This is a genomic window from Streptomyces sp. CA-106110, from assembly GCF_050936285.1.
Classification (GTDB): Bacteria; Actinomycetota; Actinomycetes; order Streptomycetales; family Streptomycetaceae; genus Streptomyces.
Genome location: NZ_JBNJNB010000001.1, coordinates 5,308,444 through 5,334,500, shown reverse-complemented (window position 1 = coordinate 5,334,500; position 26,057 = coordinate 5,308,444). Strand labels below are relative to the sequence as shown.

Annotated in this window: 26 protein-coding genes and 5 pseudogenes; 23 read left to right on the top strand and 8 right to left on the bottom strand. The window is 66.9% G+C overall.

Translation table 11 applies throughout. The features are described 5' to 3' along the window. Positions 1–12: 12 nt before the first annotated feature. Positions 13–1,257 (bottom strand): IS110 family transposase, encoded by a 1,245-nt coding sequence (locus ACQEXA_RS24505; protein ID WP_433131010.1) that lies wholly within the window; start codon positions 1,255–1,257, stop codon positions 13–15. Between the two features lie 251 nt (positions 1,258–1,508). Beyond that, positions 1,509–1,820, bottom strand: coding sequence for a transposase (locus ACQEXA_RS24500; RefSeq protein ID WP_432929109.1), 312 nt, complete (start codon positions 1,818–1,820; stop codon positions 1,509–1,511). Between the two features lie 271 nt (positions 1,821–2,091). Between ACQEXA_RS24500 and ACQEXA_RS24495 the strand changes: the two genes are divergently transcribed. The 11 genes and pseudogenes from ACQEXA_RS24495 to ACQEXA_RS24445 all read left to right on the top strand — a co-directional run bounded on the left by ACQEXA_RS24495 (position 2,092) and on the right by ACQEXA_RS24445 (position 12,008). Further along, complete coding sequence (locus tag ACQEXA_RS24495) at positions 2,092–2,217, top strand: hypothetical protein (protein WP_432931326.1); 126 nt, start codon at positions 2,092–2,094, stop codon at positions 2,215–2,217. Between the two features lie 682 nt (positions 2,218–2,899). Next, complete coding sequence (gene ltrA, locus ACQEXA_RS24490; protein ID WP_433131008.1) at positions 2,900–4,156, top strand: group II intron reverse transcriptase/maturase; 1,257 nt, start codon at positions 2,900–2,902, stop codon at positions 4,154–4,156. A gap of 554 nt (positions 4,157–4,710) precedes the next feature. Further along, positions 4,711–5,973, top strand: a complete 1,263-nt coding sequence (gene ltrA, locus ACQEXA_RS24485; protein ID WP_433131006.1) for a group II intron reverse transcriptase/maturase — start codon at positions 4,711–4,713, stop codon at positions 5,971–5,973. A gap of 61 nt (positions 5,974–6,034) precedes the next feature. Next, complete coding sequence (locus tag ACQEXA_RS24480; RefSeq protein WP_433131004.1) at positions 6,035–6,505, top strand: group II intron maturase-specific domain-containing protein; 471 nt, start codon at positions 6,035–6,037, stop codon at positions 6,503–6,505. Between the two features lie 83 nt (positions 6,506–6,588). Then, entirely contained in the window at positions 6,589–7,767 is a 1,179-nt protein-coding gene (locus tag ACQEXA_RS24475; protein ID WP_433134608.1) for an ISAs1 family transposase, read from the top strand. 188 nt (positions 7,768–7,955) lie between these two features. After that, positions 7,956–9,352 (top strand): annotated as a pseudogene (locus ACQEXA_RS24470) (IS1380 family transposase). Between the two features lie 231 nt (positions 9,353–9,583). Next, the gene (locus tag ACQEXA_RS24465; RefSeq protein ID WP_433131002.1) at positions 9,584–10,069 is read left to right on the top strand and encodes a hypothetical protein; all 486 of its coding nucleotides are present in this window, start codon (positions 9,584–9,586) and stop codon (positions 10,067–10,069) included. Positions 10,070–10,166: 97 nt separating this feature from the next. Beyond that, on the top strand, positions 10,167–10,538 hold the full coding sequence (locus tag ACQEXA_RS24460; protein WP_432931350.1) for a hypothetical protein: 372 nt from the start codon (positions 10,167–10,169) through the stop codon (positions 10,536–10,538). After that, positions 10,535–11,323, top strand: a complete 789-nt coding sequence (locus ACQEXA_RS24455; RefSeq protein WP_432931352.1) for a hypothetical protein — start codon at positions 10,535–10,537, stop codon at positions 11,321–11,323. The genes ACQEXA_RS24460 and ACQEXA_RS24455 overlap by 4 nt, the downstream gene beginning before the upstream one ends. A gap of 9 nt (positions 11,324–11,332) precedes the next feature. Next, positions 11,333–11,608: a hypothetical protein gene (locus ACQEXA_RS24450; RefSeq protein ID WP_432931354.1), complete on the top strand. Its 276-nt coding sequence runs from the start codon at positions 11,333–11,335 to the stop codon at positions 11,606–11,608. After that, positions 11,592–12,008 carry a hypothetical protein gene (locus ACQEXA_RS24445; RefSeq protein WP_432931356.1) on the top strand — a complete coding sequence of 139 codons (417 nt, stop codon included), beginning with the start codon at positions 11,592–11,594 and terminating at the stop codon, positions 12,006–12,008. Before ACQEXA_RS24450 ends, ACQEXA_RS24445 begins: the two co-directional genes overlap by 17 nt. Positions 12,009–12,424: 416 nt before the next feature. On the opposite strand, the gene ACQEXA_RS24440 is transcribed toward ACQEXA_RS24445, so the two are convergent. After that, the gene (locus tag ACQEXA_RS24440; protein ID WP_432931358.1) at positions 12,425–12,643 is read right to left on the bottom strand and encodes a hypothetical protein; all 219 of its coding nucleotides are present in this window, start codon (positions 12,641–12,643) and stop codon (positions 12,425–12,427) included. On the opposite strand from ACQEXA_RS24440, the gene ACQEXA_RS24435 reads away from it, so the two are divergent. The 5 genes and pseudogenes from ACQEXA_RS24435 to ACQEXA_RS24415 all read left to right on the top strand — a co-directional run bounded on the left by ACQEXA_RS24435 (position 12,637) and on the right by ACQEXA_RS24415 (position 17,337). Next, the gene (locus tag ACQEXA_RS24435) at positions 12,637–13,650 is read left to right on the top strand and encodes a helix-turn-helix domain-containing protein (protein WP_433131000.1); all 1,014 of its coding nucleotides are present in this window, start codon (positions 12,637–12,639) and stop codon (positions 13,648–13,650) included. The genes ACQEXA_RS24440 and ACQEXA_RS24435 overlap by 7 nt on opposite strands. 77 nt (positions 13,651–13,727) lie before the next feature. Next, positions 13,728–14,762, top strand: a complete 1,035-nt coding sequence (locus tag ACQEXA_RS24430) for an IS110 family transposase (protein ID WP_432920626.1) — start codon at positions 13,728–13,730, stop codon at positions 14,760–14,762. A 307-nt stretch (positions 14,763–15,069) separates the two neighbouring features. Continuing rightward, positions 15,070–15,192, top strand: a pseudogene (locus ACQEXA_RS24425) (IS630 family transposase); the annotation flags it as partial. Between the two features lie 79 nt (positions 15,193–15,271). Then, on the top strand, positions 15,272–15,928 hold the full coding sequence (locus tag ACQEXA_RS24420; RefSeq protein WP_432930703.1) for a hypothetical protein: 657 nt from the start codon (positions 15,272–15,274) through the stop codon (positions 15,926–15,928). A 173-nt stretch (positions 15,929–16,101) separates the two neighbouring features. Then, entirely contained in the window at positions 16,102–17,337 is a 1,236-nt protein-coding gene (locus ACQEXA_RS24415) for an IS701 family transposase (protein ID WP_432937488.1), read from the top strand. Between the two features lie 126 nt (positions 17,338–17,463). Here the strand turns inward: ACQEXA_RS24415 and ACQEXA_RS24410 are convergent. Beyond that, positions 17,464–17,784: pseudogene (locus ACQEXA_RS24410) on the bottom strand (site-specific integrase); the annotation flags it as partial. A 16-nt stretch (positions 17,785–17,800) separates the two neighbouring features. Here ACQEXA_RS24410 and ACQEXA_RS24405 point away from each other — a divergent pair. Further along, entirely contained in the window at positions 17,801–18,154 is a 354-nt protein-coding gene (locus tag ACQEXA_RS24405; protein ID WP_432931362.1) for an AAA family ATPase, read from the top strand. 304 nt (positions 18,155–18,458) lie between these two features. On the opposite strand, the gene ACQEXA_RS24400 is transcribed toward ACQEXA_RS24405, so the two are convergent. After that, on the bottom strand, positions 18,459–19,127 hold the full coding sequence (locus ACQEXA_RS24400; RefSeq protein ID WP_432931364.1) for a TetR/AcrR family transcriptional regulator: 669 nt from the start codon (positions 19,125–19,127) through the stop codon (positions 18,459–18,461). Between the two features lie 143 nt (positions 19,128–19,270). On the opposite strand from ACQEXA_RS24400, the gene ACQEXA_RS24395 reads away from it, so the two are divergent. Continuing rightward, positions 19,271–19,414, top strand: a complete 144-nt coding sequence (locus tag ACQEXA_RS24395; protein ID WP_432931366.1) for a hypothetical protein — start codon at positions 19,271–19,273, stop codon at positions 19,412–19,414. A 189-nt stretch (positions 19,415–19,603) separates the two neighbouring features. Here the strand turns inward: ACQEXA_RS24395 and ACQEXA_RS24390 are convergent, their stop codons facing one another. Continuing rightward, positions 19,604–20,632, bottom strand: a complete 1,029-nt coding sequence (locus ACQEXA_RS24390; RefSeq protein ID WP_432931368.1) for a methyltransferase — start codon at positions 20,630–20,632, stop codon at positions 19,604–19,606. 120 nt (positions 20,633–20,752) lie between these two features. On the opposite strand from ACQEXA_RS24390, the gene ACQEXA_RS24385 reads away from it, so the two are divergent. From ACQEXA_RS24385 to ACQEXA_RS24375, 3 genes and pseudogenes are all read left to right on the top strand, one after another. Continuing rightward, positions 20,753–21,766 carry a transposase family protein gene (locus tag ACQEXA_RS24385; RefSeq protein ID WP_432931370.1) on the top strand — a complete coding sequence of 338 codons (1,014 nt, stop codon included), beginning with the start codon at positions 20,753–20,755 and terminating at the stop codon, positions 21,764–21,766. Between the two features lie 348 nt (positions 21,767–22,114). Further along, positions 22,115–22,285 carry a hypothetical protein gene (locus ACQEXA_RS24380; protein WP_432931372.1) on the top strand — a complete coding sequence of 57 codons (171 nt, stop codon included), beginning with the start codon at positions 22,115–22,117 and terminating at the stop codon, positions 22,283–22,285. A gap of 9 nt (positions 22,286–22,294) precedes the next feature. Next, positions 22,295–22,420 (top strand): annotated as a pseudogene (locus tag ACQEXA_RS24375) (IS630 family transposase); the annotation flags it as partial. 224 nt (positions 22,421–22,644) lie between these two features. On the opposite strand, the gene ACQEXA_RS24370 reads toward ACQEXA_RS24375, so the two are convergent. Continuing rightward, positions 22,645–23,043, bottom strand: a complete 399-nt coding sequence (locus tag ACQEXA_RS24370) for a hypothetical protein (RefSeq protein WP_433130998.1) — start codon at positions 23,041–23,043, stop codon at positions 22,645–22,647. Positions 23,044–23,544: 501 nt separating this feature from the next. Here ACQEXA_RS24370 and ACQEXA_RS24365 point away from each other — a divergent pair. Beyond that, entirely contained in the window at positions 23,545–24,096 is a 552-nt protein-coding gene (locus tag ACQEXA_RS24365; protein ID WP_432931378.1) for a PP2C family protein-serine/threonine phosphatase, read from the top strand. A gap of 265 nt (positions 24,097–24,361) precedes the next feature. On the opposite strand, the pseudogene ACQEXA_RS24360 reads toward ACQEXA_RS24365, so the two are convergent. Continuing rightward, a pseudogene (locus ACQEXA_RS24360) lies at positions 24,362–25,468 on the bottom strand (tyrosine-type recombinase/integrase); the annotation flags it as partial. Between the two features lie 229 nt (positions 25,469–25,697). Here ACQEXA_RS24360 and ACQEXA_RS24355 point away from each other — a divergent pair. Then, positions 25,698–25,901 (top strand): cold-shock protein, encoded by a 204-nt coding sequence (locus ACQEXA_RS24355; protein ID WP_055489114.1) that lies wholly within the window; start codon positions 25,698–25,700, stop codon positions 25,899–25,901. The last annotated feature ends 156 nt before the right edge of the window (positions 25,902–26,057 follow it).

Here is a 26,057-nt window from a genome sequence, read left to right as displayed (position 1 = left end):
TATGAATCCACGTCACGCCGACGTGCCCGGAACCACGGTCACCCTCATGCCCAGGTCCTCCAGCTGGGAGATCAGCCGTTGGGCTCGGCGCTCGGGCGAGTACCGGCGGGCGATCCAGTCCGATCCCAGCTCCCGGTAGGGCACCCGGTCGTGGACGATGTGCCAGTAGGCGACGATGATGTCGTGCCGGGTCGCGCCGATGGCCTTGAACCGTCCCGCACGGCCCTTGATCTGGGCATGGTGGGCGGCCAGGTAGGTACCGCGGGTGCGGGCGGCTCCCCAGGCGGCCTCGGTCAGTGCCTGTTTGAGCCAGCGCGAGCCGGGACGGGTATGCCCTGGGCGGCGCTTGCCGCCGGAGGCGTTGTTGCCGGGGCAGATACCTGCCCAGGAGGCGAGGTGGGCCGACGTGGGGAAGACCTCCATGTCCAGTCCGATCTCGGCGATCAGGACCTGGACGTTCTTCGGCCCAACGCCGGGGATGGAGCGGATCAGTTCCACCAGATCGGCGTGCGGAGCAAGGCGCCGTCCGATCTCGGCATCCAGCGTCGCCGATGCTTCCTCCAGCGAGTCGATGTGGTCCAGCAGCCGCGCTGCCAGCACACCGTGGTGCTCGGGGCGGAAACGGTTGCCCAGGGCCTCGACCAGACGGTCTTGCTTGGAGCGCAGTCGCCCCTTGGCCAGCGCCGCCAGCGCCTTCGGGTCACCCTCACCACGGATCAGCGCGTCCACGATGGCCCGGACAGACTTCGAATACGCCTGCGAGGCCACCGAGGTCAGCTTGATCCCAGCGTCCTGCATCACCTTCTCCAGGCGCTGGATCATCCGGGTCCGCTCCTGGGTGACCGCGCTGCGCGAGCGGGTCAGATCCCGCAGATCCCGCATCTCCGGCGGCGGCACGAACGAAGGCCGTACCAGTCCGTGCTCCAACAATTGGGCGATCCACGCGGAGTCGGCCACGTCGGTCTTACGGCCCGGCACGTTGTGCATGTGATGGGCATTCAACAACCAGCACGCAAGCCGATCCTCCAGCGCGGCGAACACAGGCTTCCAATAGATCCCGGTGGCCTCCATGCCCGCCAGCTCGATATGTTCGGCGACCAGCCAGTTGCCGAGCTCACCCAGACCGCGCACGGTGGTCTGGTAAGTCCGCGTCTCATGATGCCGACTGCCCCGGCGCCTGCCGGGAACCCGGATCGTGGCGACCGCGGTATCGCGGTGCACGTCCAAGCCGGCGACCCGGTCCACGATAACGTCCATCCTCGCCTCCCCGATGATCGGCCGCGGACGGTGCCGCCCGAAGGGGCCTACCAGTCGAAGAGTCTGAGATTCGCGCTCGTGGCAGCAGTCAACGATCCCTCAGGCCCCAGCGTCATACTTTTTACGCGGACTCGAAGTACCACACGGCACCGACGTCAACCGGGCGTCACCATCCGCAGGATGACCCTGGCGAGCCGATGGCGAACAGTAGCGTTGGGCTGGCGTCCTGCAGGCGCGGTCCAGCCGGATTCTCATCCCGCCACGGTGGCGCCGCACAGCGGCGGCATGACTACTTTTACCAGGATCTCGTTCGCCTTCTTCAGCTCGGCGGCCTCACGACGCAACCGCCGCAGCTCGTCCCGCTCATCACTGGTCAGCGCGCCAGCGGGCCCCTCGCCGCGGTCGACCTTCGCCTGCTTGACCCAGCCGCGCAGCCCCTCGGCACTCACGCCGAGCTCCCGGGCAACCTCGGTCACGTTCCGACCGGAGGAGCGAACCAGCTCCACCGCGTCCTGCTTGAACTCGGGCGTGTACCGCTTGCTCATGTTGCTCTTGCCACTCAACCTGGACTGCTTCCTCTGGGACCCAACCGTCCCAGTATCAGGCTGTCCAGCTCAGCGGGGGAACTTCAGGTCAGCGTCCTGTGTGGGGTGGCGAAACCTAGCGAATGTGCCGGTCGCCAGCACGCGGGTCGGGCACGGCCCCGGCGTAGTTGATCTTTGATGGGTTTTGGGTCGTTTGTCCGTGGGGTGAGGTGGCAAGTTGCAAGGCGAGCACGGCCTCTGATGATCTTTCAGGTTCCTACGCCAGAAGATCGTCTCAGGAGCCGCGCTCGTGTCCGCATCCTCTCTGATCAGCCCTGTCCTTGGCCAGCTCACCGACCTCGCGCTGTGGGAGGCCGAGCTCGCCGCCGACCCTGCGGCAGCGGAGTCTGCGCTGGTCGTGTGTCACGAACGTTGAAGGAGGCGTCGGTGTAGGAGCTTCTGGAAGCGGTGCTGTGCAGGAGATGGAGGTAGGTCCTCCGGGGTCGCCCTGCAGGGGGAGGCTCCAAACCACGTGTGTCACGAACGCAGAGGGGAGTTCAGGTAGGAGAGCTTCGCGATGCGGTGCTGTGCGAGAGATGAGGGACTTGGCCCCTCGGTTCCGTCCTGCGGGGGATGGTGCCAAACCGCCACATGCTGCGTTGGTTGACGACCGTCGTGGTGAGCGATGTGGAAAAGGCGGCGGTAGAGCCGTCAGGTGGGGATCAGGAAGACGAACGCAAGTGAATCGCTGCTGAAGTGTCGTTAGAAAACAGGTGACATCAGAACCGGAGATTTGTGGTTGCTCCGGGATAAGTCTGGCGGGAGTCCCGTCTACTGGCCAGGCGGTGTCCGGCACGGAGGCGACGTGAGCCTGATCTGCGGCTCTCGCATGGAACGTGAGAAGGCATGCCCTGATAGTGCCGCTTGAGTCATGCGGGTGGCGAGAGGGAGCGGCCCAAGCGGAAGAACCGTGAGGGTTTGAGTACCGACGCGGGGTGTGCTGGCGGACCGGCTCGTAGTAGTGAGGAACCCTTTGTAATGAAGGGGGAGCGAAGGGGCCGGGTCATCCGTGACTGATTGTTCGTTCGGTCAACCGGAAGTTCTCCGGGAGGAGCTGGGTGGACCAGTTGAAATCATCGGACAAGCCGTTTGAGATCTCGAAGTGGGAGGTTCAGGAGGCGTACGAGAAGGTCAAGGCGAACAAGGGTGCGGCAGGGGTGGACGGGCGCTCCATCGAGGACTTCGAGAAGGATCTGAAGGGTAATCTCTATCGAATCTGGAATCGTCTGTCTTCGGGGAGTTACTTTCCGCCTCCGGTGAAGGGTGTGGAGATCCCGAAGTCGCATGGTGGTGGGGTTCGTTTGCTCGGTGTGCCCACCGTGGCTGACCGAATCGCTCAAACGGTAGTAGCCCGGCGTCTTGAAGAGAAGGTCGAACCGATCTTCCATCAGGACTCCTACGGCTACCGTCCTGGGCGGTCCGCGTTGGATGCGGTCGCGGCGTGCCGGAAACGCTGTTGGAAGTATGACTGGGTGATCGATCTGGACATCCAGAAATTCTTTGACAGCGTGCCCTGGGACCTTGTCGTCAAAGCGGTTCGGGCCCACACGGATCTCCCCTGGGTAGTTCTGTATGTGCGGCGGTGGCTTGAGGCGCCGTTGCAACTGCCTGACGGGACCTTGCAGCAGCGCGATCGCGGAACCCCGCAGGGTTCTGCGATTTCGCCTGTTTTGGCTAACCTGTTCATGCATTATGCGTTCGACATGTGGATGGCCCGGGAGTATCCGGGCGTACCGTTCGAACGGTACGCAGACGACGGTGTTGTGTACTGTGTCAGCGAGGGTCAGGCCCGGAAACTACGGGAGGCAATCGCGAACAGGATGAGGGAAGTTGGGTTGCGGCTGCATCCCGACAAGACCAAGATCGTGTACTGCCGGGATGGTAATAAGCGCCGACGTCCGTACGGGCAGACGGAGTTCACCTTCCTGGGGTTCACTTTCCGGGCTCGCAAGGCCATCGACAGGAATGGGGAGAGGTTCACCTCGTTCCTGCCGGCGATCAGCAAGGAATCCTCGAAGAAGATCAGTGGTGAAGTGCGGCAATGGCGGCTTCACCGACAGATCGGCCGGACCTTCGCCGAGCTCGCACGGGCGATCAATCCGATCGTTCGGGGCTGGATGCAGTACTTCGGTGCGTTCTACCGGACGGCGCTGCTTCCCCTCCTGGAGCGCATCAACGCCTACTTGATGCGCTGGATCCGCAAGAAGTTCAAGCGGCTGCGGACCTTCAAGAAGGCCCATGCGTGCTGGCGGCGTATCACCCGTCAGTACCCCAGGCTCTTCGCCCATTGGGCATGGGTTCCCACGTTCTGGTGATCAGGATGACAAGAGCCCGGTGACGGGAGACTGTCACGCCGGGATCTGTGAGGGCCGGGGGGTGAAATTCCCCCCGGCTACTCGACCTCATGCTGCGTTGGGTTGAAGACCGTCGTGGTGAGCGATGAGGAAAAGGCGTCGTCAGAGGCGTCAGGTAGGGGTCAGGAAGACGAGCGCAAGCGAATCGTTGCTGACGTGTCGTAACACGAACAACTGACATCAAAACCGGGATGTTGCAGTTATCCCGGGACGAGTCTGGCGGGTACCCGCTCATTGGCCAGGCGATGTCCGGCATGTAGACGACGTGATCCTGATCTGCCGCTTCCGTACGGAACGGGAGAAGGCGTGCCCCGATGCCGTCAAGCCTCGGGTGGACGAAAGGGAGCGCCCCAAGTGGCAGAAACCACAAGGGGTTGAGTACCGAGTCGGGGTCCGCTGGCGGACCGGTTCGTAGTAGTGACGAAGCTCCTGTAATGGGAGTGGAGCGAAGGGGCCGGGCTGTCCGTGACTGGTGTTCGTTCGATCAACCGGGCTGAGTTCCCGGGAGGAGTCGCGTGGACGAGTTGAAATCGCCGGGCAAGCCGTTCGAAATATCAAAGCGGGCTGTCTGGGAGGCATACAAGAAGGTCAAGGCAAACAAGGGGGCATCGGGGGTCGACGGGGTATCGATCGAGGAGTTCGAGAAGGATCTCAAGGGAAACCTTTACAAGATCTGGAACAGGATGTCCTCCGGCTCGTATTTCCCGCCTCCGGTGCAGGCGGTGGAGATCGCCAAGACGCATGGCGGAGGCACCAGGATTCTCGGAGTGCCGACTGTAGGCGACCGGATCGCACAAACGGTGGTGGCTCAGGAGTTGGAGCGGAAGGTCGAGCCGATCTTCCATCCCGACTCCTACGGTTACCGCCCGGGGCGTTCCGCGTTGGATGCCGTCGAGGTCTGCCGGCGACGCTGTTGGAAAGCGGACTGGGTGATCGATCTCGACATCCGGAAGTTCTTTGACAGCGTTCCGTGGGACCTGATCGTCAAAGCGGTGGAGGCGAACACCGACCTCCCGTGGGTGGTGCTGTACGTGCGGCGGTGGCTCAATGCCCCGCTGCAACTACCCGACGGGACCTTGCAGCAGCGCGACTGCGGGACTCCTCAGGGGTCAGCGGTTTCACCCGTACTCGCCAACCTGTTCCTCCACTATGCACTCGATACATGGATGGCCAGGAAGTTCCCCGCCATCAGGTTCGAACGCTATGTGGATGATGCGGTGTTGCACTGCTTCAGTGAACGTCAGGCACGTTTCGTGCTGAAGGCGCTCACGGAGCGGATGGACGAGGTCGGGCTGGCGCTGCATCCGGAGAAGACCAGGATCGTCTATTGCCGGGACGGAAATCGACGCGGCTCACATGAGCACACGTCGTTCACCTTCCTGGGGTATACGTTCCGGGCTCGCGGAGCGCGGCAAAAGGACGGGAAGATGTTCACCGCTTTCCTGCCCGCGATCAGCAAGGACGCCTTGAACAAGATCAGCGCAGAGGTGCGGTCCTGGAGACTGCACGTGCGTACTGGTCATACCTTCATGGACCTCGCACGGATGATCAATCCAGTAGTGCGGGGTTGGACCAACTATTACGGCGCCTTCTACAGATCGGCGCTATATCCCCTCCTGGCACGCATCAATGCCTACTTGGTGCGGTGGATTCGCCAGAAATACAAACGGCTGCGGTCGAGGAAGAAGGCCCAGGAGAGCTGGCAGGGGATTGTCAAGCGTTACCCTCGCCTGCTCGCGCACTGGCAATGGGTTCCCTCGGTTCCGCGTGTTTGGTGACCAGGACAGTAAGAGCCCGGTGAACTGAGAAGTTCACGCCGGGATCTGTGGGAGCCCGGGGGTGAGATTCCCCCGGGCCACCCGACAGGACGGCAAGAGGCGTGGTTCGTACGAGCACGTCTTGTTCACCTTCCTCGGATACACGTTCCGCTCGCGGAAAGTCCGGGCGAAGACGGGGAGCTACTTCTTCGGCTTCAACCCGGCGATCAGCGACGAGGCGGCCAAGCGCATCCGGGCGCAGATCCGCCGATGGCGGCTGCACCAGCGCAGTGGATCGTCCCTGGCAGACCTCGCACGGGAGATCAATCCCATCGTGCGGGGGTGGATCAACTACTACGGTCGGTTCTATCCGTCCGCGTTGGTCCCGAGCCTGAAGGGCATCGATCAGTACCTGATGCGATGGGCCACGCAGAAGTACAAGCGGCTCCGACGTCGCCGGAGCCGGGCGTGGCAGGGCTTGGAGAGGACCGCCAAGCTCTACCCGGGGCTCTTCGCCCACTGGAGAATCCTCCGGCCTCGAACGACTGGGTGATGGGAGCCGTGTGAATCGAGAGGTTCACGCACGGTTCTGAGAGAGCCGGGAGGTGAGATCCCTCCCGGCTACTCGCTAGCAGGCTGCGCCAGGTCCCTGACCGGCGAGCGGAGCGAGGGCGGCGGCATCCTCTGGTGGTGATCCTGGTGCTGGCTGCGTGCGCGACGCTGGTGGTCGGCGGCGACTCCGTGACCGCGATCTGGCAGTGGGCCACCCGCGCCCCGCAGATCAAACTGGCACGCATCGGCGCCCGGTACGACCCGCTGGCCGGCCAGTACCTCGTACCCAGCGAACGCACCTTCCGCCGCGTGCTCGCCGACCTGGACGCCGACGCCCTGGACGCGGCGACCTGTGCTTACGTCACCGAAGTCGCGGCCGGAACCGCAACGGCGCCCGAGATCCCGTGCACCCCGGGGCCCATCGAGCGCGAACAGCGCCGCGCCGCCCAGCGGGCCGTGGAACACCCGGCGCCGGCCGGGCTCCTGCCCGCCGCGGCTTTCGACGGCAAGGCCCTGACCGGCGCCCGCACCGAATCGGGGCGGGTCTTCCTGGTCGGGGCGGTCGCCCACGCCAGCGGCGCGGTCCTCGGCCAGACCCAGGTTCCGGACAAGCGCGGCGAGGGCGAGGCGGCCCGCACCCTGCTGGCCCAACTCGCCTTGCCTGGATGGGTGTTCACCCTGGATGCCCTGCACACCACAAAGAAGACCGCCCGCCTGATCACGGACCGGCTCGACGCCCACTACGTCCTGATCCTGAAGGGGAACCAGCCGCTGGCCCGCGCCGCCGCCCAGGCGCTGCTGGCCGGCACCGACGCCGAGTGGACCGAGACCACCGAGGCCGAGGACGACCGTGGGCACGGGCGCACCGAGCGCCGCACGATCCGCACCGCCCAAGCCGACGACGCCCTCTTCCCCGGCGCGGGACAGGTCTTCCGCCTGCGCCGTGACACCGGCGGCCTCGACGGCACCTGGACCGGGAAGGAGATCGTCTTCGGCGTCACCAGTATGCCCGCCCACCTCGCCGGCCCCGCTCACCTCAACCACTACGAGAGGGCCCACTGGTCCATCGAAAACAAGATCCACTGGGTGCGGGACGTCACTTTCCACGAGGACAACTCCCAGGTCCGGACCGGCACCCCCCGAACCCTGGCCAGCTTCCGCAACCTGGGCAGCACGTTCCGCCTCGCCGGACGAGCCAACATCGCCCACGCCCGCCGCGATCTCCTCAACCACAACGACGCCTTCGCCGTCTACGGCATCTGATCAACTACTACGAAGTCGGGCGTAACGGAACAACGCCGGGGCCGTGGCCGTGTGCGGGTTCACTGAGCCTCGATCCACCGACCGATGCCTGTGGATGACGCTTGGGAAAATGAAGAAGTGCCTTGTGACCTGCGATGATGGGAGTTCTTCACGCTTCCAGCACGCACAATCAGCAAGGCACTTCCGAGATGCAAGTTTCCCATACGCCAGCGGCGGTCTCCGCTGCGTTCGATGACCCGAATCTGATCGCGTATGCCGGGCTGGTCCCGGTGATGCGGCTGGCCGAGCGGTGTGGTCTGCCGCGACTGGTGACGGAGAAGGTCAAGTTGACCGGGGTGACGAACGGCGCGGGTGCGGCGGCGGACGCGAAGGTCACCAGCATTGTGGCCGGCATGGTCGTGGGTGCGGACAGCATCGACGACCTCGACGTCCTGCGGCACGGTGCGATGCCGGCCATGTTCGGCGGTATCCGTGCCCCCTCCACGCTCGGCACTTTCCTGCGCGCGTTCACCCACGGCCATGCACTCCAACTCCACGCCGTGCACAGGAGGTTCCTGGGTGCGCTGGCCGCGCATACCCCACTGCTGCCCGGGGCCGACCAGATGGCGTTCATCGATGTCGACTCCACCCACAAACGCGTATACGGCCGCACCAAGCAGGGCGCCGAGTACGGCCGGTTCAAGGGCATCCGCACCCTGCACCCACTGCTGGCCACGATCTGCACTCCACAGTCCCGGCCGGTGATCGCCGGGGTGCGGATGCGCCGCGGCAAGGCAGCCGACTCCCGCGGCGCCCCGAAGTTCGTCAGTGAGGCCCTGGCTACCGCCGCGGAGGCCGGCTGCACCGGCACCCGCATCCTGCGGGCGGACTCCCAGTTCTACAACGCCGGGGTGATCGCCGCCTGCCGCCGGGCCGGCGCCCACTTCTCGATCACCGCCGGCATGAACCCCTCCATCAAGCGGGCCATCCTCGCCATCCCCGACCAGGCATGGCGGCAGATCACCTACCCGACCGCGGTGCCCGACCCCGAGACGGGGAACTCATCTCGGACGCCGAAGTCGCCGAGATACCCGCCTACACCGCGTTCGCCAGCCGCAAGAAGGCGGAGCGGGTCACCGCCCGGCTGATCGTGCGCCGGGTCCGCGACCTGGCCAAACCCGCGGTCGTGGGAGAGCAGGGGGAGCTCTTCCCCGCCTGGCGCTACCACCCGTTCTTCACCGACAACCCCGCTCCGACGCTCCAGGCGGAACGGGAACACCGCCACCACGCCGTCATCGAGCAGGTCATCGCCGACAGCAAAGCCTCTGCCATGGCCCACCTGCCGTCCGCGCACTTCCACGCCAACGCCGCCTGGCTGACCCTGTGGGCCATGGCCTACAACCTCCTGCGGGCCACCGGCGCACTGACCTCCGCCTTCCACGCCAAGGCCACCACCGCCACCCTCCGCGCCCACCTGATCCACGTCCCGGCCCGCCTCGCCCGCTCCGCCCGGCGCATCACCCTGCACCTCCCGCACAACTGGCGCTGGCAGCACGCCTGGACACACCTCTTCGACACCGTCCACGCCCCGCCCGAACCCGGCTGACAGTCCCTGCCCACCCCGCCCGCCAGGGCCCGACCGGAACCGAACCGTGGAAAAGCTGAGCAGACCAGCGGATACCACCTGCCCAGACACAGACACCGACCCGAAACCCGCTCAAAAACCGGTCAGAAGATCCATTCCAGGCCACGTCGGTGGATCAAGGCTGAGGCTGGCCCCTGCGATTCCGGCGCGGGGGCCGCTCCTTTTGTCTGCCCACATAGGAAAGGACGTCGCATGCAGACCCGCGAGGACACCTGGATCAGGAGCCCCAAGTCGCCGGAAGACCTGGTGACGTACCTCGGCAAGCACATGGTGGCCTACCCGTTCGGACGGGCGGAGGACAAGTCCGGCGGTCAGTTCATCGGCATGGACACCGGCACCCAGACCGCGTCGCTGCGCCGCTACGACACCGGCCAGGTGACCGAGTTCCCGCTGTTCACCACGGACTTCCGCTACACCCGGTTCGTCGAGACCCCGTTCACCGGCCTGACCGTGGGGGAGATGCGCCGCTTCGACTGGTTCTACGACGACGCCGGCCGCCCCACCGACACGCCCATCACCCTCATCGGCACGGTCGACTTCATGGAGCCCGACCGCATCGTGCTGTGGGTGCGTGACCTGTCCTACGGGGCCGGGGGCTGGTGGGCCACGATCCGCGCCGCCGACGCCCCGCGCCACTCGCTACGGCGTCTGTGTGTACTCAACGAAGACGCCGAATAGACACCTCGGGCACTCAAATGGGTGACCTGACCATTTAAGGCTGGGCTCGCTAGGCCAGGAGCCGGAGCCTCACCCACCGAAACGAAAGAGGAAACCCATGCAGTGCACCAACTGGGATCACTCCGGCGACCACAGCGGCGAGTGCGGCAACGAGGACTTCGACCTCAGCGTCAGCGCGATGCTCACCCTCGACCTGTCCGGCGGAGCCGAAGAGCCCACCATCGACCTGGACGGCTTCGGCCAGGAAAGCGTCACGCTGACCTGCAAGGCGTGCGGCAACGACGTGGAGCTGACCACCGAGCACCTCAAGGCGATCTGCTGGGCGCTCCTGGGCCTGGAGAAGCGGTTCGACGCCCACAGTCCCGCGTTCTCCTCCTACTCCTTCGACGACGGCGCGGTCATCACTGCGGCCAACATCAAGGTGGAGCCGCACATGGGCGGCGCGACCGTGACCGAGGACGCTCGATGACCCAGCACGTCATCCAGCTCAGCGGCGGCCTCGGCTCCTTCGGTGCCGCCCTGCGTGTTGCCGAGAAGCACGGCACCAGCGGCATGACGCTGCTGATAGCGGACACCAAGGCCGAGGACCCGGACCTATGGCGGTTCGTCGACGACGTCAGCAACCTGCTCGGGGTGCCGCTGACGAAGGTGGCCGACGGCCGTAACCCGTGGGAGCTGTTCCGCGACAAGCGGTTCCTCGGCAACGACCGCATCACCCCCTGCACGAAGTACCTCAAGACGAAGTACCTCAAGCAGATCCCGTGCCGGAAGTGGATGAAGGAGCACGCCCCCGTTGGTGACTCCGTCGTCTACATCGGCATCGAGAAGACCAAGCTCGACCGGCGGCGTATCCCGGCCATCGCTCGGAACTGGAAGCCGTGGCGGGTGCAGTTCCCGCTGTGCAATCGGTGGGAGCCGGAGCTGAGCAAGGAGGCGTCCAAGTCCCAGCTCATGGACCTGTCGCGGTGGTACGGCATCGAGCCACCGCGGCTGTACGGGCTCGGCTATGAGCACAACAACTGTGCCGGCCTGTGCGTCCGAGCCGGACAGAGGCAGTGGAGGCTCACGCTGGAAAAGCAGCCCGAGCTGTTCGCATACGCCGAGGCCCAGGAGCAGGGCATGCGGGACCTGCTAGGCAAGCCGGTCTCGATGCTGCGCCAGCGCCGCGACGGCGTCACCTACCCGCTGCCGCTTTCCGAACTCCGGCGCCAGCACGAGGGGGCTGCCGCCGGCACCGCACCTGTTGCCGCGTAAGGACACCTGATGCCTGTAAAGGACACCCACAGCTACTCCAGGTCCGCGGGTGGCCAGATAGACCACTCCTGGACCGAGGAAACCGAGCACGTCTACACCCAGCTCCGCATCGACGACGAGGCGGACTCTGTCACCTTCGTCACAAATTCGAGGTCGAAGGGCATCTGGGCGCCTTCCGTCGAGGTTGAGATCGGTGTGCGGATGACCTACTCCGACCTGGCCAAGCTAATCGCCCTCGCGCAGGAGATCTTGAACGAAAGGACACCTGATGACCATGACCGATGACCGGCCCCGCCTGAAGACCCCGACCGGCGGTGCGGAATCCCAGCCGGAAAGGCCGCAGGACTGGCACGGCCACCCCTTCGTATGGGCGTGGAACGCGTGCCTGGGTGCGACAAGCCGCACGTTCATCGAGGGCGAGTGCCTGGCCGCCGACCTGGGCCAGGCCCCGCAGGACGCGGTCTACAAGGACGGCGACGAGTGGATCAGCGTCGGCATGATCGCCCGAGCCGAGTGGCGGCAGCGGGTGCGCGAGTACGGCCAAGCTCTGATCAAGTGGGAGAAGACCCTGACGGCGCACCGGCAGCGGCCGATGGTCGTGCCGCACCAGCAGGTGCAGCCGGCGCCGGTCGTCCCTGCCGAGGGACGGGGCGCGACCCTCCTCAAACGCCAGCCTCCCAAGTAGTCGCACAGCCCCCTGTACGGCCCGCCCCTCAGGACAGGGGGACGGGCCTTTTCCATGTCCTCTGTGCTGCGCACCACGAGATGGCGCACGGGCTGGGCCCGGCGTTGTTCTAGGCGTCTGATCAGGTACATGTCACAGCTGTGGCACTCTGGCGTGTGCGGCCCCGGCGCCTGTCTTCATGTGTGGCATCGGGGTGCGAGCGGTTCCCTGCGCTGATCGGGACAGCGTAGGTTCGTCGGTGCAGGGACGCCGCAGCAACGCAATTAGCGGGTAACTTTAGGCGCGCGGTCGAAATACCGGACGGTACCCGTCCCGGCTGCCGGCTTCGCGAGCCCACCCGAATGGGCCGCCGGCCGGGTTGGTGCCGACGCACGGCCCCGGCGTTGTTCCGTTACGCCCGACTTCGTAGTAGTTGATCAGATGCCGTAGACGGCGAAGGCGTCGTTGTGGTTGAGGAGATCGCGGCGGGCGTGGGCGATGTTGGCTCGTCCGGCGAGGCGGAACGTGCTGCCCAGGTTGCGGAAGCTGGCCAGGGTTCGGGGGGCGGTGCCGGTCCGGACCTGACGATCTCGGTTCCCGAAGCAGGCGCAGAGCGAGACCCTGCGCCTGCTTCGGGAGGAGCGTTGCCATGTCAAAGCCTGTTCGAGCGCGTCGGCTCACCGATGAGGAAGGCCGGATCCTGCTAAGAATCGTGCGGCGGGGCCGGCACCAGACGGTCAAGGTCCGCCGGGCGATGATGGTCCTGGCGTCGGTCTCGGGGAACACCAACGAGGTCATCGCGCGGCTGGTGGCCGCGGATCCGGACACGGTCCGTGATGTTATCCACGCCTTCAACGACCGCGGGCTGGAGTGCCTGGACTGCGCTGGGCGGGCGGGGCACCGCGGCGGATCACCGAGCAGGACGAGGCGTACATCGTCCAGGTGGCCACCGCCCGGCCCAGGTCGCTGGGCCGGCCGTTCACCCACTGGAGCCTGCGCAAGCTGGCCGACTACCTCTCCCACCCACCCGCCGGGGCCAGCCGGGTGGTCATCGGCCGCACCAGGCTGGGCGAGACCCTACGCCGGCACCAGATCTCCTTCCAGCGCACCCGCACCTGGAAGGAGACCACCGACCCGGACGCCGACGCCAAACTCGACCGCATCGAGGAGGTCACCCGCCGCTTTCCCGACCGGTGCTTTCGCCTTCGACCAGTTCGGGCCGCTGCCCATCCGCCCCTGCCCCGGCACCTGCTGGGCCAGACGCAAGCACCCCGACCGGCTGCGCGCGACCTACCACCGCCACCACGGCATCGGCTACTTCCACGGCTGCTACAGCCTGGGCGACGACACCCTGTGGGGCACCACCCGCCGGCGCAAGGGCGCCGACCACACGCTGACCGCGCTGAAGAGCATCCGAGCCGCCCGGCCGGACGGCGCCCCGATCTACGTGATCGCCGACAACTGGTCCGGGAACAAGACCCCCGCCATCCGGGCCTGGACCACAGCCCACAAGGTGCACCTGTGCTTCACCCCGACCGACGCCTCCTGGGCCAACCCCATCGAGCCGCACTTTGGACCACTGCGCAGCTTCGTGATCGGCAACAACGACCCGCCCAACCACCCAGCACTCGCCCGGCAGATGCAGGACTACCTGACGCTATGAGGGCCGGGCCCCCTTCCGCGCCAGCCCGGTGGATGCTGTTTCCGGGTGTCCATACGAGCTCGGGAAGGAGGCCCGGGATGTCTGTCTACGTCGGAATCGACGTGCATCGCAAGAGGTCGCAGATCGCCATCGCCGACCAAGGCGGTGGGATCAACGTGAACAGGAACGTGCCCAACGGGCGGGTGCCGGTGCTGGGGGTGATCGGGGATCTCCCCACGGGCACACCGGTGGCGTTCGAGGCCGCCTTCGGCTGGGGCTGGCTGGTCGAGCTGCTCCAGGAGCACGGCTTCGAGCCGCACCTGGTGCATCCGCTGCAGTGCAAAGCCATCGCCTCGGCCCGGTTGAAGAACGACAAGGTCGATGCGGCCACCCTGGCCCAGCTGCTGCGCGCCGATCTGTTGCCAGAGGCCTGGATCGGCCCGCCGTCGGTCCGGCAGCAGCGGGCCGTGCTCCGACATCGGGCCCAACTGGTCCGGTTGCGGACCCTGTTGCGTAACCGGATCCATGCCGTGTTGGCCGATCACGGCTGTGACCGGGGAACCAGCCGCAGCTGCTGGAGCGGTCCCGGCCGCCGCTGGCTGGAGCAGCTCCCGCTGCCCGCGTCCTCCCGCACAGTGATCACCGACCTGCTGGAGCTGATCGATGCCGTCCAGGTTCCCATCGACCGGCTTGACGCTCGGCTGACGGCCGAAGCCAAGAATGACCCGCGGGTGAAGGTCCTGACCACTCTGCCGGGAGTAGGACCACTCACCGCTCTGGTCCTGCTGGCTGAGATCGGCGACATCCGCCGCTTCCCCTCGGCCCGCAAGCTCGCTTCCTGGGCTGGGCTCACTCCCACCGTCCGCGGCTCGGACCGCACCGTCCGCTACGGCCACATCTCCAAACAGGGCGACCCCTGGGTGCGCTGGATCCTGAGCGAAGCGGCCCAGACCGCCAAACGATCCCCGCAGTTCGCCGCCTGCTACGAGCAGATCGCCCATCGCCGCGGCAAGAAGATCGCCACGATCGCGATCGCCCGCAAACTCCTCACCCGCACCTGGCACTTGCTTGTCGAGTACGAAGCCGACCAGCACGCCACCCGTCCCGTCGGGGAGGCAGCGCTGAGCCAATGACAGTCACACTTCCCCTTCCGAGAGGTTGCCGACCCCGGGTGCGCTCGCGTCAGCGCATGAGCCGGCCCCGCCGTGCTCGACTACCTGAATGAGCAGCCCGGCCCCCGGACTAGGGTCATGGCGCCGGCCCGGCGACGGTGCACGGAGCCGAATGGGTGCGTGTGAGACTCCTCCGCCCGACCTACCCCCGGGGATCATCGACAGCCCTCGACCGAGGAGACACGGGCTCCTCCACCCACCTCCGGCACCAGCCCCGAGCATGCCGGGCCAGGTTCCAGTCTGCTCTTGACAAGCCCGGCCCTCATGGGTGCGCTGGCGCAACGACCATCGCCGCCACCCGACCGTCCTGCAAGCCCAGCGCCGCGAACGCGCCCGCATCCGCAGCGAGAAAGGCATCCGCTGGGGCCGCCCCCATCCGAAAGCCGCATGAACAACCAAACTGGCGCCCCATCACGGACAACGCACAAGCTGCAAGGGGCTGCCCGCTCCCATCGCGATACGGTGCTGCCATGTCACGATCAGTCGAAACCGGCTCAGTGTTGTCTCCCGTCACCGCGGACGACGTCGACCTTGCTGTGCGACTCGCCGTGGGCGTCCTTCGTGAGGCACCCGCGGCGGGGTGGGACGGCAAGGCCGGTTCGCTGGAGTGGGACTGCTGGGAGACCGTCGAGCACCTCGCCCACGACCTGTTCCACTACGCCGTCCAACTGGGGCCGCAGAGCCCGCCGCTGGACACCCATGTCCCCTTCGCCTTGAGACAGAAGAGGCCGGGCGGACCTGCGACCTTCGTTTTCGCGGACCATGATGCCGGTCCGGCCGGCCTGCTACAGGTGCTGGAGGCGAGCGGTGCCCTGCTGGTCGCTATGGTGCGAACGACGCCGCAGCGGGTCCGCGCCTACCACGTTTACGGGGTGTCGGACCCCGAGGGCTTCGCGGCAATGGGGGTGGTGGAGACGCTGGTGCACACGCACGATGTGGCGGAAGGCTTCGGGCTTGCCTGGACCCCGCCGCCCGCTCTCTGCTCGCGAGTGCTCACCCGTCTGTTCCCAGAAGCCCCGGCCAGCGCGGATCCCTGGCTCACCCTGTTGTGGGCCACCGGGCGCGCCGAACTGCCCGGGCACCCTCGTCTCACCACATGGCACTGGGACAGCACGCTGCGGTCATAGGCGCGGATCGACTTGAGCCGAGGTCAGTCTGAATACCGTGCCCGTACCGCGGTGAGAGCGCACCGAGCCAACCGTCCCGCCGGCAACCCGGCGAACCTATGCGGTCACAGCACTAGTAGGGCTTGGTTATCTTGGGGGAAGGAGGGCGTGTTGGCCTCGCGGAGGTGAGGGCCATGACTCCGCAGGAGCTCGTGGAGGCCCAGGACCGGTTGGCGGCGTTCGCGGCCGAGGTGTTCGCCCCGTTGGGACGGTCCGACCAGCGGCGGTGGGGCGAGCGGTATGTGCGCGGGCTGCTCGGTGCGGGCCGCCGCAAGTCGATGGAGCCGATGGCGGCCCGGCTGGGGGTGGACCGGCAGGGCCTGCAGCAGTTCCTGGCCGACGCCCCGTGGTCCCATCAGATGGTGCTGGCCGAGCTGGCCTGGCGCATGGAGCCGGTCATCCGCCCGGCCGCCTGGGTGATCGACGATGTGTCCTTTCCCAAGGACGGCCACGCCTCGCCCGGCGTGGCCGCGCAGTACTGCGGGGCGCTGGGCAAGACCGCCAACTGCCAGGTCGCCCCGAGCGTGCACCTGGTCACCGACGCGGCCTCCTGTCCGGTGAACTGGCGGCTGTTCCTGCCCGAGCAGTGGGACGTGACCGCCGCGCCCGCCGAGGACGCCGACCAGGTGGCCAAGCGCCGCCGCCGGGCCCACATCCCCGACGAGGTCTGGCATGTCGCCAAGTGGCAGCTGGCCGTCGACATGGTCGACGAGCTGCGGTGCTGGGGGCTGGACCCGCCGCTGATCGTGGCCGACGAGGGCTACGGTCAAGACGGTGCCTTCCGGCTGGCGTTGGAAGAGCGCGGCATCGACTACGTGGTCGGGGTGCGTTCGGACACCGCGGTGCTGCCCGAGACCGCCACGCGTACCGCTCCGGCCTGGTCGGGCACCGGCCGGCCCCCGGTGCCCCGCTACCGGCAGGCACCCACCTCGGTGCGCACGCTGGTGCAGGACGCCGGGCACGGCGCCCTGCACCGGGTGACCTGGCGGCAGGGCTCCAAGGGCCCGTTGCGCTCGCGGTTCGCCGCACTGCGGGTGCGCCCCGCCGGAGTGCGGCTGCGCCGGGCGCACCCCGGCGAGGACCTGCCGGTGTGCTGGCTGCTGGCCGAGTGGCCCGCCGGCGAGAAGGAGCCGACCAAGTACTGGCTCTCCACGCTGCCCGCGGACACCCCCCTGCGGCACCTGGTGCGCTCGGCGAAGCTCCGCTGGCGGGTCGAGCACGACTACCGCGAGCTGAAGACCGCCTTGGGGCTGGGTCACTTCGAGGGCCGCACCTGGAACGGCTTCCACCGGCACCTCACCCTGGCCTCGGTCGCCCAGGCGTTTTGCACCCTGGAGCGGCTGTCCCCGAAAGCGGCGGCCACGGCCTGACGACCTACCAGGTCGTGGCCGGACTGCAGGTCCTGCTGGCCTGCTGGGCCGGGCGCTGCCCGCTGTGCCGGACGCCGCTGCCCCCACCCAGACACGCCAAGCCCATCCCAACCTAACCAAGCCCTACTAGCTGCCGTTCTTCAGCGCCCGCTCGATTCGGGCGTTCGCTGTGGCGGCGCCGCCGTCCAAGCACTTTGCGTACACCCGGAACAGCACGGCCACGCTGTGGCCGGCGCGCGCAGCCACCTCCTGCGGTTCCACCCCAGAGCTGAGCCACGTGGACACGGCGGCGTGGCGAAGATCATATGGACGCTTCGCCAGCAGCGACGCGCACTGAGCAGGCGTGAGAGCACGCGTGCGGGCTTCTGCCCACACCTCGCCGTATCCGGTGTCCTGGATGAGCCCGCCGCGCTGCGTCCGGAACAGCCGTCCGCGAGGCACGTTCCCCACCCTTGAGCGGCCGGTGCTCGAAGACGTGGCTGTTGAACTCAGGGAACAGCTCAAGGCCGGACATGACGCGGTCGTTGACCACGGCTTTTGGACCCCCGAAGATCGGGCTAGATGGCGAGCCATCGCCACTGACGCCGGCGCCACCCCCGTACTGGTCTATCTTGCAGCCAGCCATGACGAACTCTGGGCGCGAATCAGCAAGCGCAACGAGTTCCACGCAGACGATCCGAACTCGATCTACTTCTCAGAGAGCGACCTTCAGCGTTACCGAAGCCGGTTCATCCCCCCTCAGGCAGACGAACCGCACCTCCTCTACGAGGGCGACACTGCGGACGTGATCGCGGCCATGGAAGCCTCTCGCCCTTGACGTACTACGGACTTGAGCGCAGGTCAGCCTCGCGGTGCTCCGTCTCAGTTTCCGTCTCATTCACCCCCGTCCGGAGCCGTTCACAGCGGTTCACGCCAGGGCGGGGGCACGCAAGTGAACGGGGTTGAGCAGCGCCGAATACCCATCTGACCAGCACGAACAGACCTCGAAAGCGAGTGTGGCGTAACCCGTCACCGAGGGTGCAAATACCTCCGCTACCGCTTGAGAAGGGATCCGCCGAGAGGCGGGTGCCCCTTTAAGCATCAAGCCAGCCGCTGTGTCCACGATCTTCCCTCGGGTTCGTTCACCCTTCACCGTCAGCGAGCGGGCAGGAACAGGCGGCGTCGGGAGACGTCGCGAAGGTCTGCACGTGATCGATGGCTGCCTGCAACGCGTCCTTTAGCGGGGTGATGTCCCGAGCGACCTGGGCGAGGAGCATGCCGCCCTGGAATGCGGAGAGAAGCAGATTGGCCAGCTGCGTGGGATCCGCGTCAGTGCTGATGCTGCCGAGTCGCTGCATGTGCTGGAGCCCGTCGCGGAAGATGTCCCTCCACTGGTCGAACGCGCTCGCGAGCTCGTCGTGAACGTCGAGGTCGGTCTTGATGATCTCGCTCGCGAGGGAGCCGAGGGTGCAGCCTTCCTGGTAGGCGCGCTCGTAGCCGACGTAGAAATCCGCCCACTTCCGAAACGTGTCGAGGTCGTCGAAGGAGGCGAATCGCTCACTGCGATGGAATGTGAGGACGCGATCGGCCTGCCAGGCGATGACTGCCAGGACGAGACGCTCTTTGGTCGGGAAATAGTGTTTGAGCTGGGACCCGCTGACGCCGGCCGCGTGACGGAGCTGCTCGTTGTTCGTCGCGTGGACACTCTTGGTGTAGATGAGTTCCGCGGCATGTTCGAGGATCCGGGCACGCGTCGCGTGGCCTTTGGCCGTGAGCTTGTGCGGCACCTGGGCTCGTGTCGTGGCTTCCATACGTCACACGATACCGCGGAGTGGGCCTGGCGGCCCAGTCTCGGTCGGTATTAACTCCGAAAAATGGGCCGCCAAGCCCAAAAAATGCTCGGCCTGACCTGGGCTCGGCGACTACTCGCACACCTACCGGAGGTTGATTCGCCATGTCACGACTGAACGCTCCCTCTCCTGACGACGTCCGCGACAGGGCGAAGGGCATCCTCGACAACGTCGGTGCACAGTTCGGCTTCGTCCCGAACATGTTCGCGACTCTCGCGTCGACCTGCACGTCTCCTGGCCAACGGTGATGCCCGCATTCCGCACGGCCTCCCGTGAGGTGACCGAGGCCGAGCTGCCCGGAGTGGAGGCGCTGGGCGTGGACGAGACGAGGCGCGGGCGACCCCGCTGGGAGCAGGACCCCGACACCGGGAAGTGGCAGCTGACCCGGGACCGATGGCACACCGGCTTCATGGCTTCGCCGCGTGTTGAACGGTGCGTCAGGCCGCGGGCACCGCTTCGATGACGGCGAAGGCGCCGGCGGTGCTCACCTTGACGCGGCGCAGACCGGCTGCGGCAAACAGCGCGTCGAACTCGCTCATTTCTCGCTCCCTGCCACCGGTCATGTCGAGCATGTTCATATCCATCAGGGGAGCGAGGCCGGGCTCCCCGATCCCGCCGACGAGGTGATCCACCACAACAACGCGGCCGCCCTCCACCAGCGAGGACCGGCAGTTCCTCAGGATGCGCACGCAACTGTCGTCATCCCAGTCGTGCAGGATGTACTTCAGCACAAAGAGGTCCGCCGCCGGAATCTCCTCGAAGAAGTCCCCGCCGACGACCGTGAAACGCTCCGCCAGCCCGTCGGCCTGGGCGGCGTCCGCAGCGGCGGGCACGATGTGCGGCAGGTCGAAAACTCCGCCGTGGAGCTCCGGGTTGACCTTCATCATCGCCCGGACGACATGGCCGGAGGCACCGCCGACGTCCATGGCGAGCTTGACGCCCTCGGTGTCGAGAACGGCGGCGACATCCACCGCCGCGGCAACCGACAGGTTGGTCATGGACTCCGTGAAGAAGGACGCCTCCTCACGGTGGCCGGCGAAGTAGTCGAAGACGGTTGCATCCCCGTGCGCGGCCTTCACCTGGTGCTCACCGGTGCGAACGGCCTCCGGGAACCGGCCCCACGGCAGCCAGTGCCCCGGCGCCGACTGCGAAACGGCGAAGTAGTGCAGCGAGTTGGGTGCATCCTTGTGCAGGGTGTTCAGCAAGGACGTGCCGGTGTAGTGCACACCGTCATTTGAGGTCATAAGGCCAAGCGAGGCGCATGTCCGCATGAGGCGACGAGTGGCGTCGAGGTCGGTGGACTCCGCCTTGGCGATCTCCTCGGGGGTGTTCGTCCCCGACACCAGGTGACCCGCGAGGTTGAACACGGCTGCGGCGCGAACGATCTGAGTCACCCAGTACCCGGTGACCATGCCCATCATTCGCTCGTAGTCCCGCGCCTCTGTAGGAATCTCGGGCGTTGTCACGGTATTTCTCCTCGTATGTGCGGGAAAGGCATTGGGCCTGCCCCTTCTCGGAGGTGAGCGCCCGGGAGAGGCGACTTCTTACGGGTTGCCCCGCGATTGATCTTGGTCACGTACGGGGACATGGAGAAGGCCGCGCGAGTTGTCTGGTGTGTGAAGATCAAACTGGCCCGCGCGGCCATGTCCCATCATGCCTTCTGCGGCCTCTCGCGTGAGCACCTGGGTGCGCTGGTGGCCGAGCTCGCGCCGCGCTGGGAAGCGCGCTGTGAGTCCGGGCGCCGTCAGCGGCGCGAGGGTGCGCGCAAGCGGGAGGCGGGGGCCGGGCCGAAGTACGAACTCGTCTTCACCGACCGACTGATGGCCACGCTCGCCCATCTGCGGACCGGGCTGACTCACGAGGCCCTCGGGGTGATCTACGAGGTGGGCTCGTCCACCATCGGCCGGGCAGTCGGTGAGATCCGCCCGCTGCTGGCCGAGCGTGGCTTCGCCGTCCCCGACCGTCCCGGCATACGTCTGCGCACACTGGCCGATGTGTTCGCCTACGCCGAAGCCGAGAACGTGACCTTGCGGATCGACGGGATGGAGACCCAGGTCCGCCGCCCACGGGCGGGCCGTCCGGGACGGCGGGCCTTCGTGTCAGGCAAGCGCAAGCAGAACACCATCAAGACCACCACGATCAGCGACCACCAGGGCCGTACCCTGTGGTCCGGGGCCGAGCGGCCCGGACGGATGCACGACCAGACCGCGATGCGCACCGAGGGCATCGCCGAGCAGTTCCGCCAGCATCCGGAGGTGAAGGCCGAGGCCGACGACGGCTACCGCGGCCTGGCCAACGAGTTCCCCGACCAGGTCTCGGCCCCGCCCAGGAAACCGAAGGACATGGGCGACGGGCCCGTGACCGAGTACTACGGCTGGCGCGAGCACAAGCGCCGCCAGTCCGCCCGCCGGATCTGCGTCGAGCACGCCAATGCCGAAGTACGCCAGTGGCGCCCGATCCAGCGATACACCGGCCGCCGCGAAACCTACGGCGAAACCCACCAGGCCATCGCGTCCCTCGTCTCCGACCGCGCCGCCCAGCGGCCCACCCGCCGCCGCACGAGCACCGAACTGGTGCCCGTCCGCACGGCCGCCTGTTGAATCACCCACCAGCCAACTCCCCAGGCCAACACGCCCCGTGATCAATCGCGGGGCAGCCCGTTACCTGGGACGCCCCGAGAGGTGAACTCCTGGCGACGCAGCCTCTCTTGTCCGTAGGTCGTTCACGAAAAGCGCTGGCCAGGGACGATGCGGTGATGTCGAGGAGGACTCCCCGTGATGTCCATGATCACTCCCCGGATCCTTCATGGGTTGAAATGTATAGGCAGCCCAGGTCCCGGGCTTCTTGGACTGTCCCGTGCGCTGCTTACCGATGGTGTGTGAGCCGGGCGGGAACCTTGCGCCTCGACTTCAGCACCCGTTCGCCTCGCTGGGGCCGGAACCGGCGACGTGCTGATGCACGTGCTCGCTCTGGACGTGGACGCCTACCTTCCGACCGCCGCGCAGGCAATCTCTCTCGGACCGGCGGCCCCGACTATGGGCACACCCTTCGACTTCGTCACACCAACCCCGATCGGGAGCCGCATCGCCGACAGCGAGACCGAGACGATCAAGAAGTAGCTGCTGGCCCATCCTCGCTTCCAGCTGCACTTCATACTGACCGGCTCGTCCTGGCTGAACCTGGTCGAGCGGTGGTTCGCCGAGCTGACCAACAAGAAGCTCCAACGCGGCGTCCACCGCTCCGTCCAGGCCCTCGGACATCCGCGCCTGGGTCCCCGACTAGTTAGCTCCTCAAGGCTGATCCCGCGACTCTCACTCATGGCGGTGGCGAGTTGCTCGAGTGGACCGAAGAGTACGAACGCGATGTGCTCGCAAGCCGTGTGGGAGGCTGCTCCTCTTCGTGAGCGAGGGTCCGGGGCACCAGCGCCGGGCCCTCTCTGGGCCCTCCGAGGACGACCAACGACGACAGACAACTACCATCAACGACTGCCCGACCGCCGGTCAGTTGGGGTGTGCACCGCGCTGACCAGGGGCGAATATCGGGCCCGCCAGACCCAGGGCGAGAAGACATCTCCTCCGCCCGCTATGGATGTCTGCGCCTGACTCTGCTCCCCCAGGCGTCCCCCGAGCAGGCGGCACACGGAAAGGTGCAGGCTGTAGTAGGTGAACTGAGCCCGCTGTAAATGGGCCGGGCCGGTCTCCGGGCTGCCCAGGGTGGCCAGCGGCAGAGTGGAGCCGTGGGTTTCAGCGAGGCAGGCTTGGTGCATGAAGTCGCTCTTGCGCTCACCCCCGCAGCCAGGGGCCGGCGGTCGTAGCCGGGCCCTCTTCACGCTGATGCAGTGTGTGCCCTTCTTGATCGCGCTGGCCGTGCTGGTCATCGAGCTCACGCCAGCGCACTTCATCTACACCGGCCCCCTTCTCACCGCGGTCCCGGCGCTGGCGGCAGTGACGATGGGGCCCAAGGGCACCACCGCAGCGGCGGCTCTCGCGCTGGCAATCAGCGTGACCACCGCGACCTATAACGAGGCTTGGGGCACCCCGCAGGTCTACACCAATTTTCTGGCTCTGGCCCTAGTCTCTGTGGCTGGGTTCAGCACTAGCAGCGCTGTTCAGGCGCGCAGGCGGAGAGAGCTTGACCGGGTCCGCCGGATCGCCGTGGCGGCTCAGGAGGTCGTGCTGCGGCCCGTGCCCGCGCGGCTGGGCCCTGTGTTGGCGGGCAGCCTGTGCCTTGCGGCAGGGACGGGGGCACGGGTGGGCGGCGATCTGTACGAGGCCGTGCAGACGCGGTACGGCGTCCGCATGATCGTGGGGGACGTCCGGGCAAGGGGCTGTCCGCGGTGCGAGCCGTTGCGGTGGCGTTGGGCGCGTTCCGAGAGGCCGTGCACTATGAGCATGAGCTGGTGGAGGTCATGAACCGCTGCGCGGCTGCGCTGCGACGGGAAGTCGCTGTCCCGGGTGCGTATGATCAGGAAGTTCTGTTGGAAGGGTTCACCACGGCGCTCATCGCGCAAGTGCCGGACGAGCCCGTGGTGCAGCTCGTCAACCGTGGGCATCCGCCGCCGCTGCTGCTGCACAAGGGCCGGGCTACGACACTGATGCCAGCCTCGCCGTTGCCGCCTCTTGGCCTCGAAGACCTCGCCACCGACCTCCCCGCCAAGCCTGAGAGCTATCCGTTCGTCCCCGGTGACCGTCTGTTGCTGTATACGGACGGCGTGATCGAGGCCCGCAACCGTGACAGCGAATTCTTCGCTCTGCCGGAGACCATGGAGGGGATACGCGCCGGCACCACTCCACCAGAATTCCTGGAGCAACTGCACCAGGCGTTGATCCGCCATACCGAGGGCGACCTGGCGGACGATGTGGCGATGCTCCTCGCTGACCGGCTCAACAGCCAACCAGAGCCACCTTCCGGTGGGGCGGACGTGGGGTAGCGGTCGTTGTGGGCTGCCGAACCGCAGTTCAAGGGTTGCCCTCCGTGCGGTCTGTAAATCTGCCGGCTCAGCCTTCCCAGGTTCGAATCCTGGCGCCGCCACACGACCGAAAGGGTCTGTGTCCAGCACCAATGCTGGACACGGACCCTTTCGTCGTTCCCGGGCACGACCTGGTCGCTATGGGCGCTTTTTCCCAGTGTGTCTCACCCTGATACGGGTACTGACCAGTCCGTGTGGGGCAGGTGTGGGGCAGCTTTCGGCTCCCCTAGCTGCCGTTCTTCAGTGCCCTCTCGATCCGGGCGTTCGCCGTGGCGGCGCCGCCGTCCAGACACTTCGCGTACACCCGGAACAGCACGGCCACACTGTGGCCAGCGCGCGCGGCCACCTCCTGTGGTTCCACGCCGGAGCTGAGTCACGTGGACACAGCGGCGTGGCGAAGATCGTATGGACGCTTTGCCAGCAGAGACGCGCGCTGAGCGGGCGTGAGAGCACGCGCACGGGCTTCCGCCCACACCTCGCCGTATCCGGTGTCCTGGATGAGCCCGCCCCGTTGCGTCCGGAACAGCAGCCCGTCGGGGGCGACGCCATACGCCATGACGTGCCACCGCAGCAGGTTTACGAGATCGGGCGGGATCGGCACGGTGCGGACCGCTTTCCGGGGCCGATGCTTGAGCCCGCGCCGGTCGTGCGCTTGGCCGCTGTCCGTCCAGGCCGACCCCGAGCGCGGATGGGTCTCTCGCAGTCGCAGAGTGCCCCACCCCCGACGGGGCAGGTCGCAGTCCTGAAGACGAAGACCGATGACTTCCGCCGGCCGCGCCGCCGCGTAGTACATGCACCCGAAGAACGCGACCAAGCGCCGCCCGCGGGGGCTCTGCGTGCGCACGGCATCGAGCAGCGCGAGAGCTTGTCGAGGGTCTGGCACTGAGGCGGGGTCCAGTTCATCCGCTACCTGCTCGGGAGCTTTCCACTGCACCTGCGGCAGAGGGTTGTCCGTCAGACGGCCGGCGTCGACGGCGTAGCCGAGTGCGTTGTGGAAGATGGCCCGCTTGCGGCGGATGGTCGATGCGGACGCTGTGGTGCCGTCCAGTTTCTTGGTCAACGCGTCCAGGGCGGCGCGTACTTGCATGCGATCGGCCAGCGCGGACGTGGGCAGGGACTTCCGCTCGAACCACGCCAGCACCGCGGCCACGTCGTCAGGCGGTACCAGGTCGCGGCGGCTCATGTTGAAAGCCCAGCTATAGAGGGCCGTCCGCACCGTCTTGGTGTCTGCCATTCCCTTGGCGTCTCTGATAAGCGCTGGCGTCACGGTCGCCATGGCTTCCGCGAGCGTCCGGCGTGTCGAGCCGGGGGAATGCTGCCACTTCGGCTCCTGACCTGCGCGGCCGTCGTGACCCCAGAGACTCGCTTACGCGATCCCGTAAGGCCTGTGACGTGTGGCCGCGCCCGGTGTAGCGTCGATACCAGTAGTCGTGGTTCCGAAGTCCCGCTCGCCCGTGACACACGTCTCGGGCGTTCTTGCTGTTCAGCGCCTCTCCGGACCAAGGCGATCACCTCCGGATCCCGCACGGTGCGGGGCCCGAATTTCCTTGAGGGAGACAGGCATGGCCAGCGGTACCGTCAAGTGGTTCAACGGCGAAAAGGGCTTCGGCTTCATCGAGCAGGACGGCGGCGGCCCCGACGTCTTCGCCCACTACTCGAACATCGACGCCTCCGGCTTCCGCTCCCTGGAAGAGGGCCAGCGGGTCACGTTCGATGTCACGCAGGGGCAGAAGGGCCCGCAGGCGGAGCACATCCGCCCCGAGTAACAACGCATAGGGAGAGCCCGGCCGGATGGTTACCAGCCGGGCTCGTTGTTGCCCGGACGCGCCCCGCGGTGGGGAGCACCACGGTTATGGGCGTCTGCCCACAACTACACGGCGCTTTGCCCCCAGGTATGTCCGTCTCGGTCACACCTGTGGTCC

Bases quoted from the DNA above. Each gene is read 5' to 3' on its own strand.
- ACQEXA_RS24505 (WP_433131010.1), bottom strand. From the start codon at position 1,257: ATGGACGTTATCGTGGACCGGGTCGCCGGCTTGGACGTGCACCGCGAT.
- ACQEXA_RS24465 (WP_433131002.1), top strand. From the start codon at position 9,584: ATGCAGACCCGCGAGGACACCTGGATCAGGAGCCCCAAGTCGCCGGAA.
- ACQEXA_RS24460 (WP_432931350.1), top strand. From the start codon at position 10,167: ATGCAGTGCACCAACTGGGATCACTCCGGCGACCACAGCGGCGAGTGC.
- ACQEXA_RS24455 (WP_432931352.1), top strand. From the start codon at position 10,535: ATGACCCAGCACGTCATCCAGCTCAGCGGCGGCCTCGGCTCCTTCGGT.
- ACQEXA_RS24450 (WP_432931354.1), top strand. From the start codon at position 11,333: ATGCCTGTAAAGGACACCCACAGCTACTCCAGGTCCGCGGGTGGCCAG.
- ACQEXA_RS24445 (WP_432931356.1), top strand. From the start codon at position 11,592: ATGACCATGACCGATGACCGGCCCCGCCTGAAGACCCCGACCGGCGGT.
- ACQEXA_RS24435 (WP_433131000.1), top strand. From the start codon at position 12,637: ATGTCAAAGCCTGTTCGAGCGCGTCGGCTCACCGATGAGGAAGGCCGG.
- ACQEXA_RS24430 (WP_432920626.1), top strand. From the start codon at position 13,728: ATGTCTGTCTACGTCGGAATCGACGTGCATCGCAAGAGGTCGCAGATC.
- ACQEXA_RS24420 (WP_432930703.1), top strand. From the start codon at position 15,272: ATGTCACGATCAGTCGAAACCGGCTCAGTGTTGTCTCCCGTCACCGCG.
- ACQEXA_RS24415 (WP_432937488.1), top strand. From the start codon at position 16,102: ATGACTCCGCAGGAGCTCGTGGAGGCCCAGGACCGGTTGGCGGCGTTC.
- ACQEXA_RS24400 (WP_432931364.1), bottom strand. From the start codon at position 19,127: ATGGAAGCCACGACACGAGCCCAGGTGCCGCACAAGCTCACGGCCAAA.
- ACQEXA_RS24395 (WP_432931366.1), top strand. From the start codon at position 19,271: ATGTCACGACTGAACGCTCCCTCTCCTGACGACGTCCGCGACAGGGCG.
- ACQEXA_RS24385 (WP_432931370.1), top strand. From the start codon at position 20,753: ATGGAGAAGGCCGCGCGAGTTGTCTGGTGTGTGAAGATCAAACTGGCC.
- ACQEXA_RS24370 (WP_433130998.1), bottom strand. From the start codon at position 23,043: ATGACCAGCACGGCCAGCGCGATCAAGAAGGGCACACACTGCATCAGC.
- ACQEXA_RS24355 (WP_055489114.1), top strand. From the start codon at position 25,698: ATGGCCAGCGGTACCGTCAAGTGGTTCAACGGCGAAAAGGGCTTCGGC.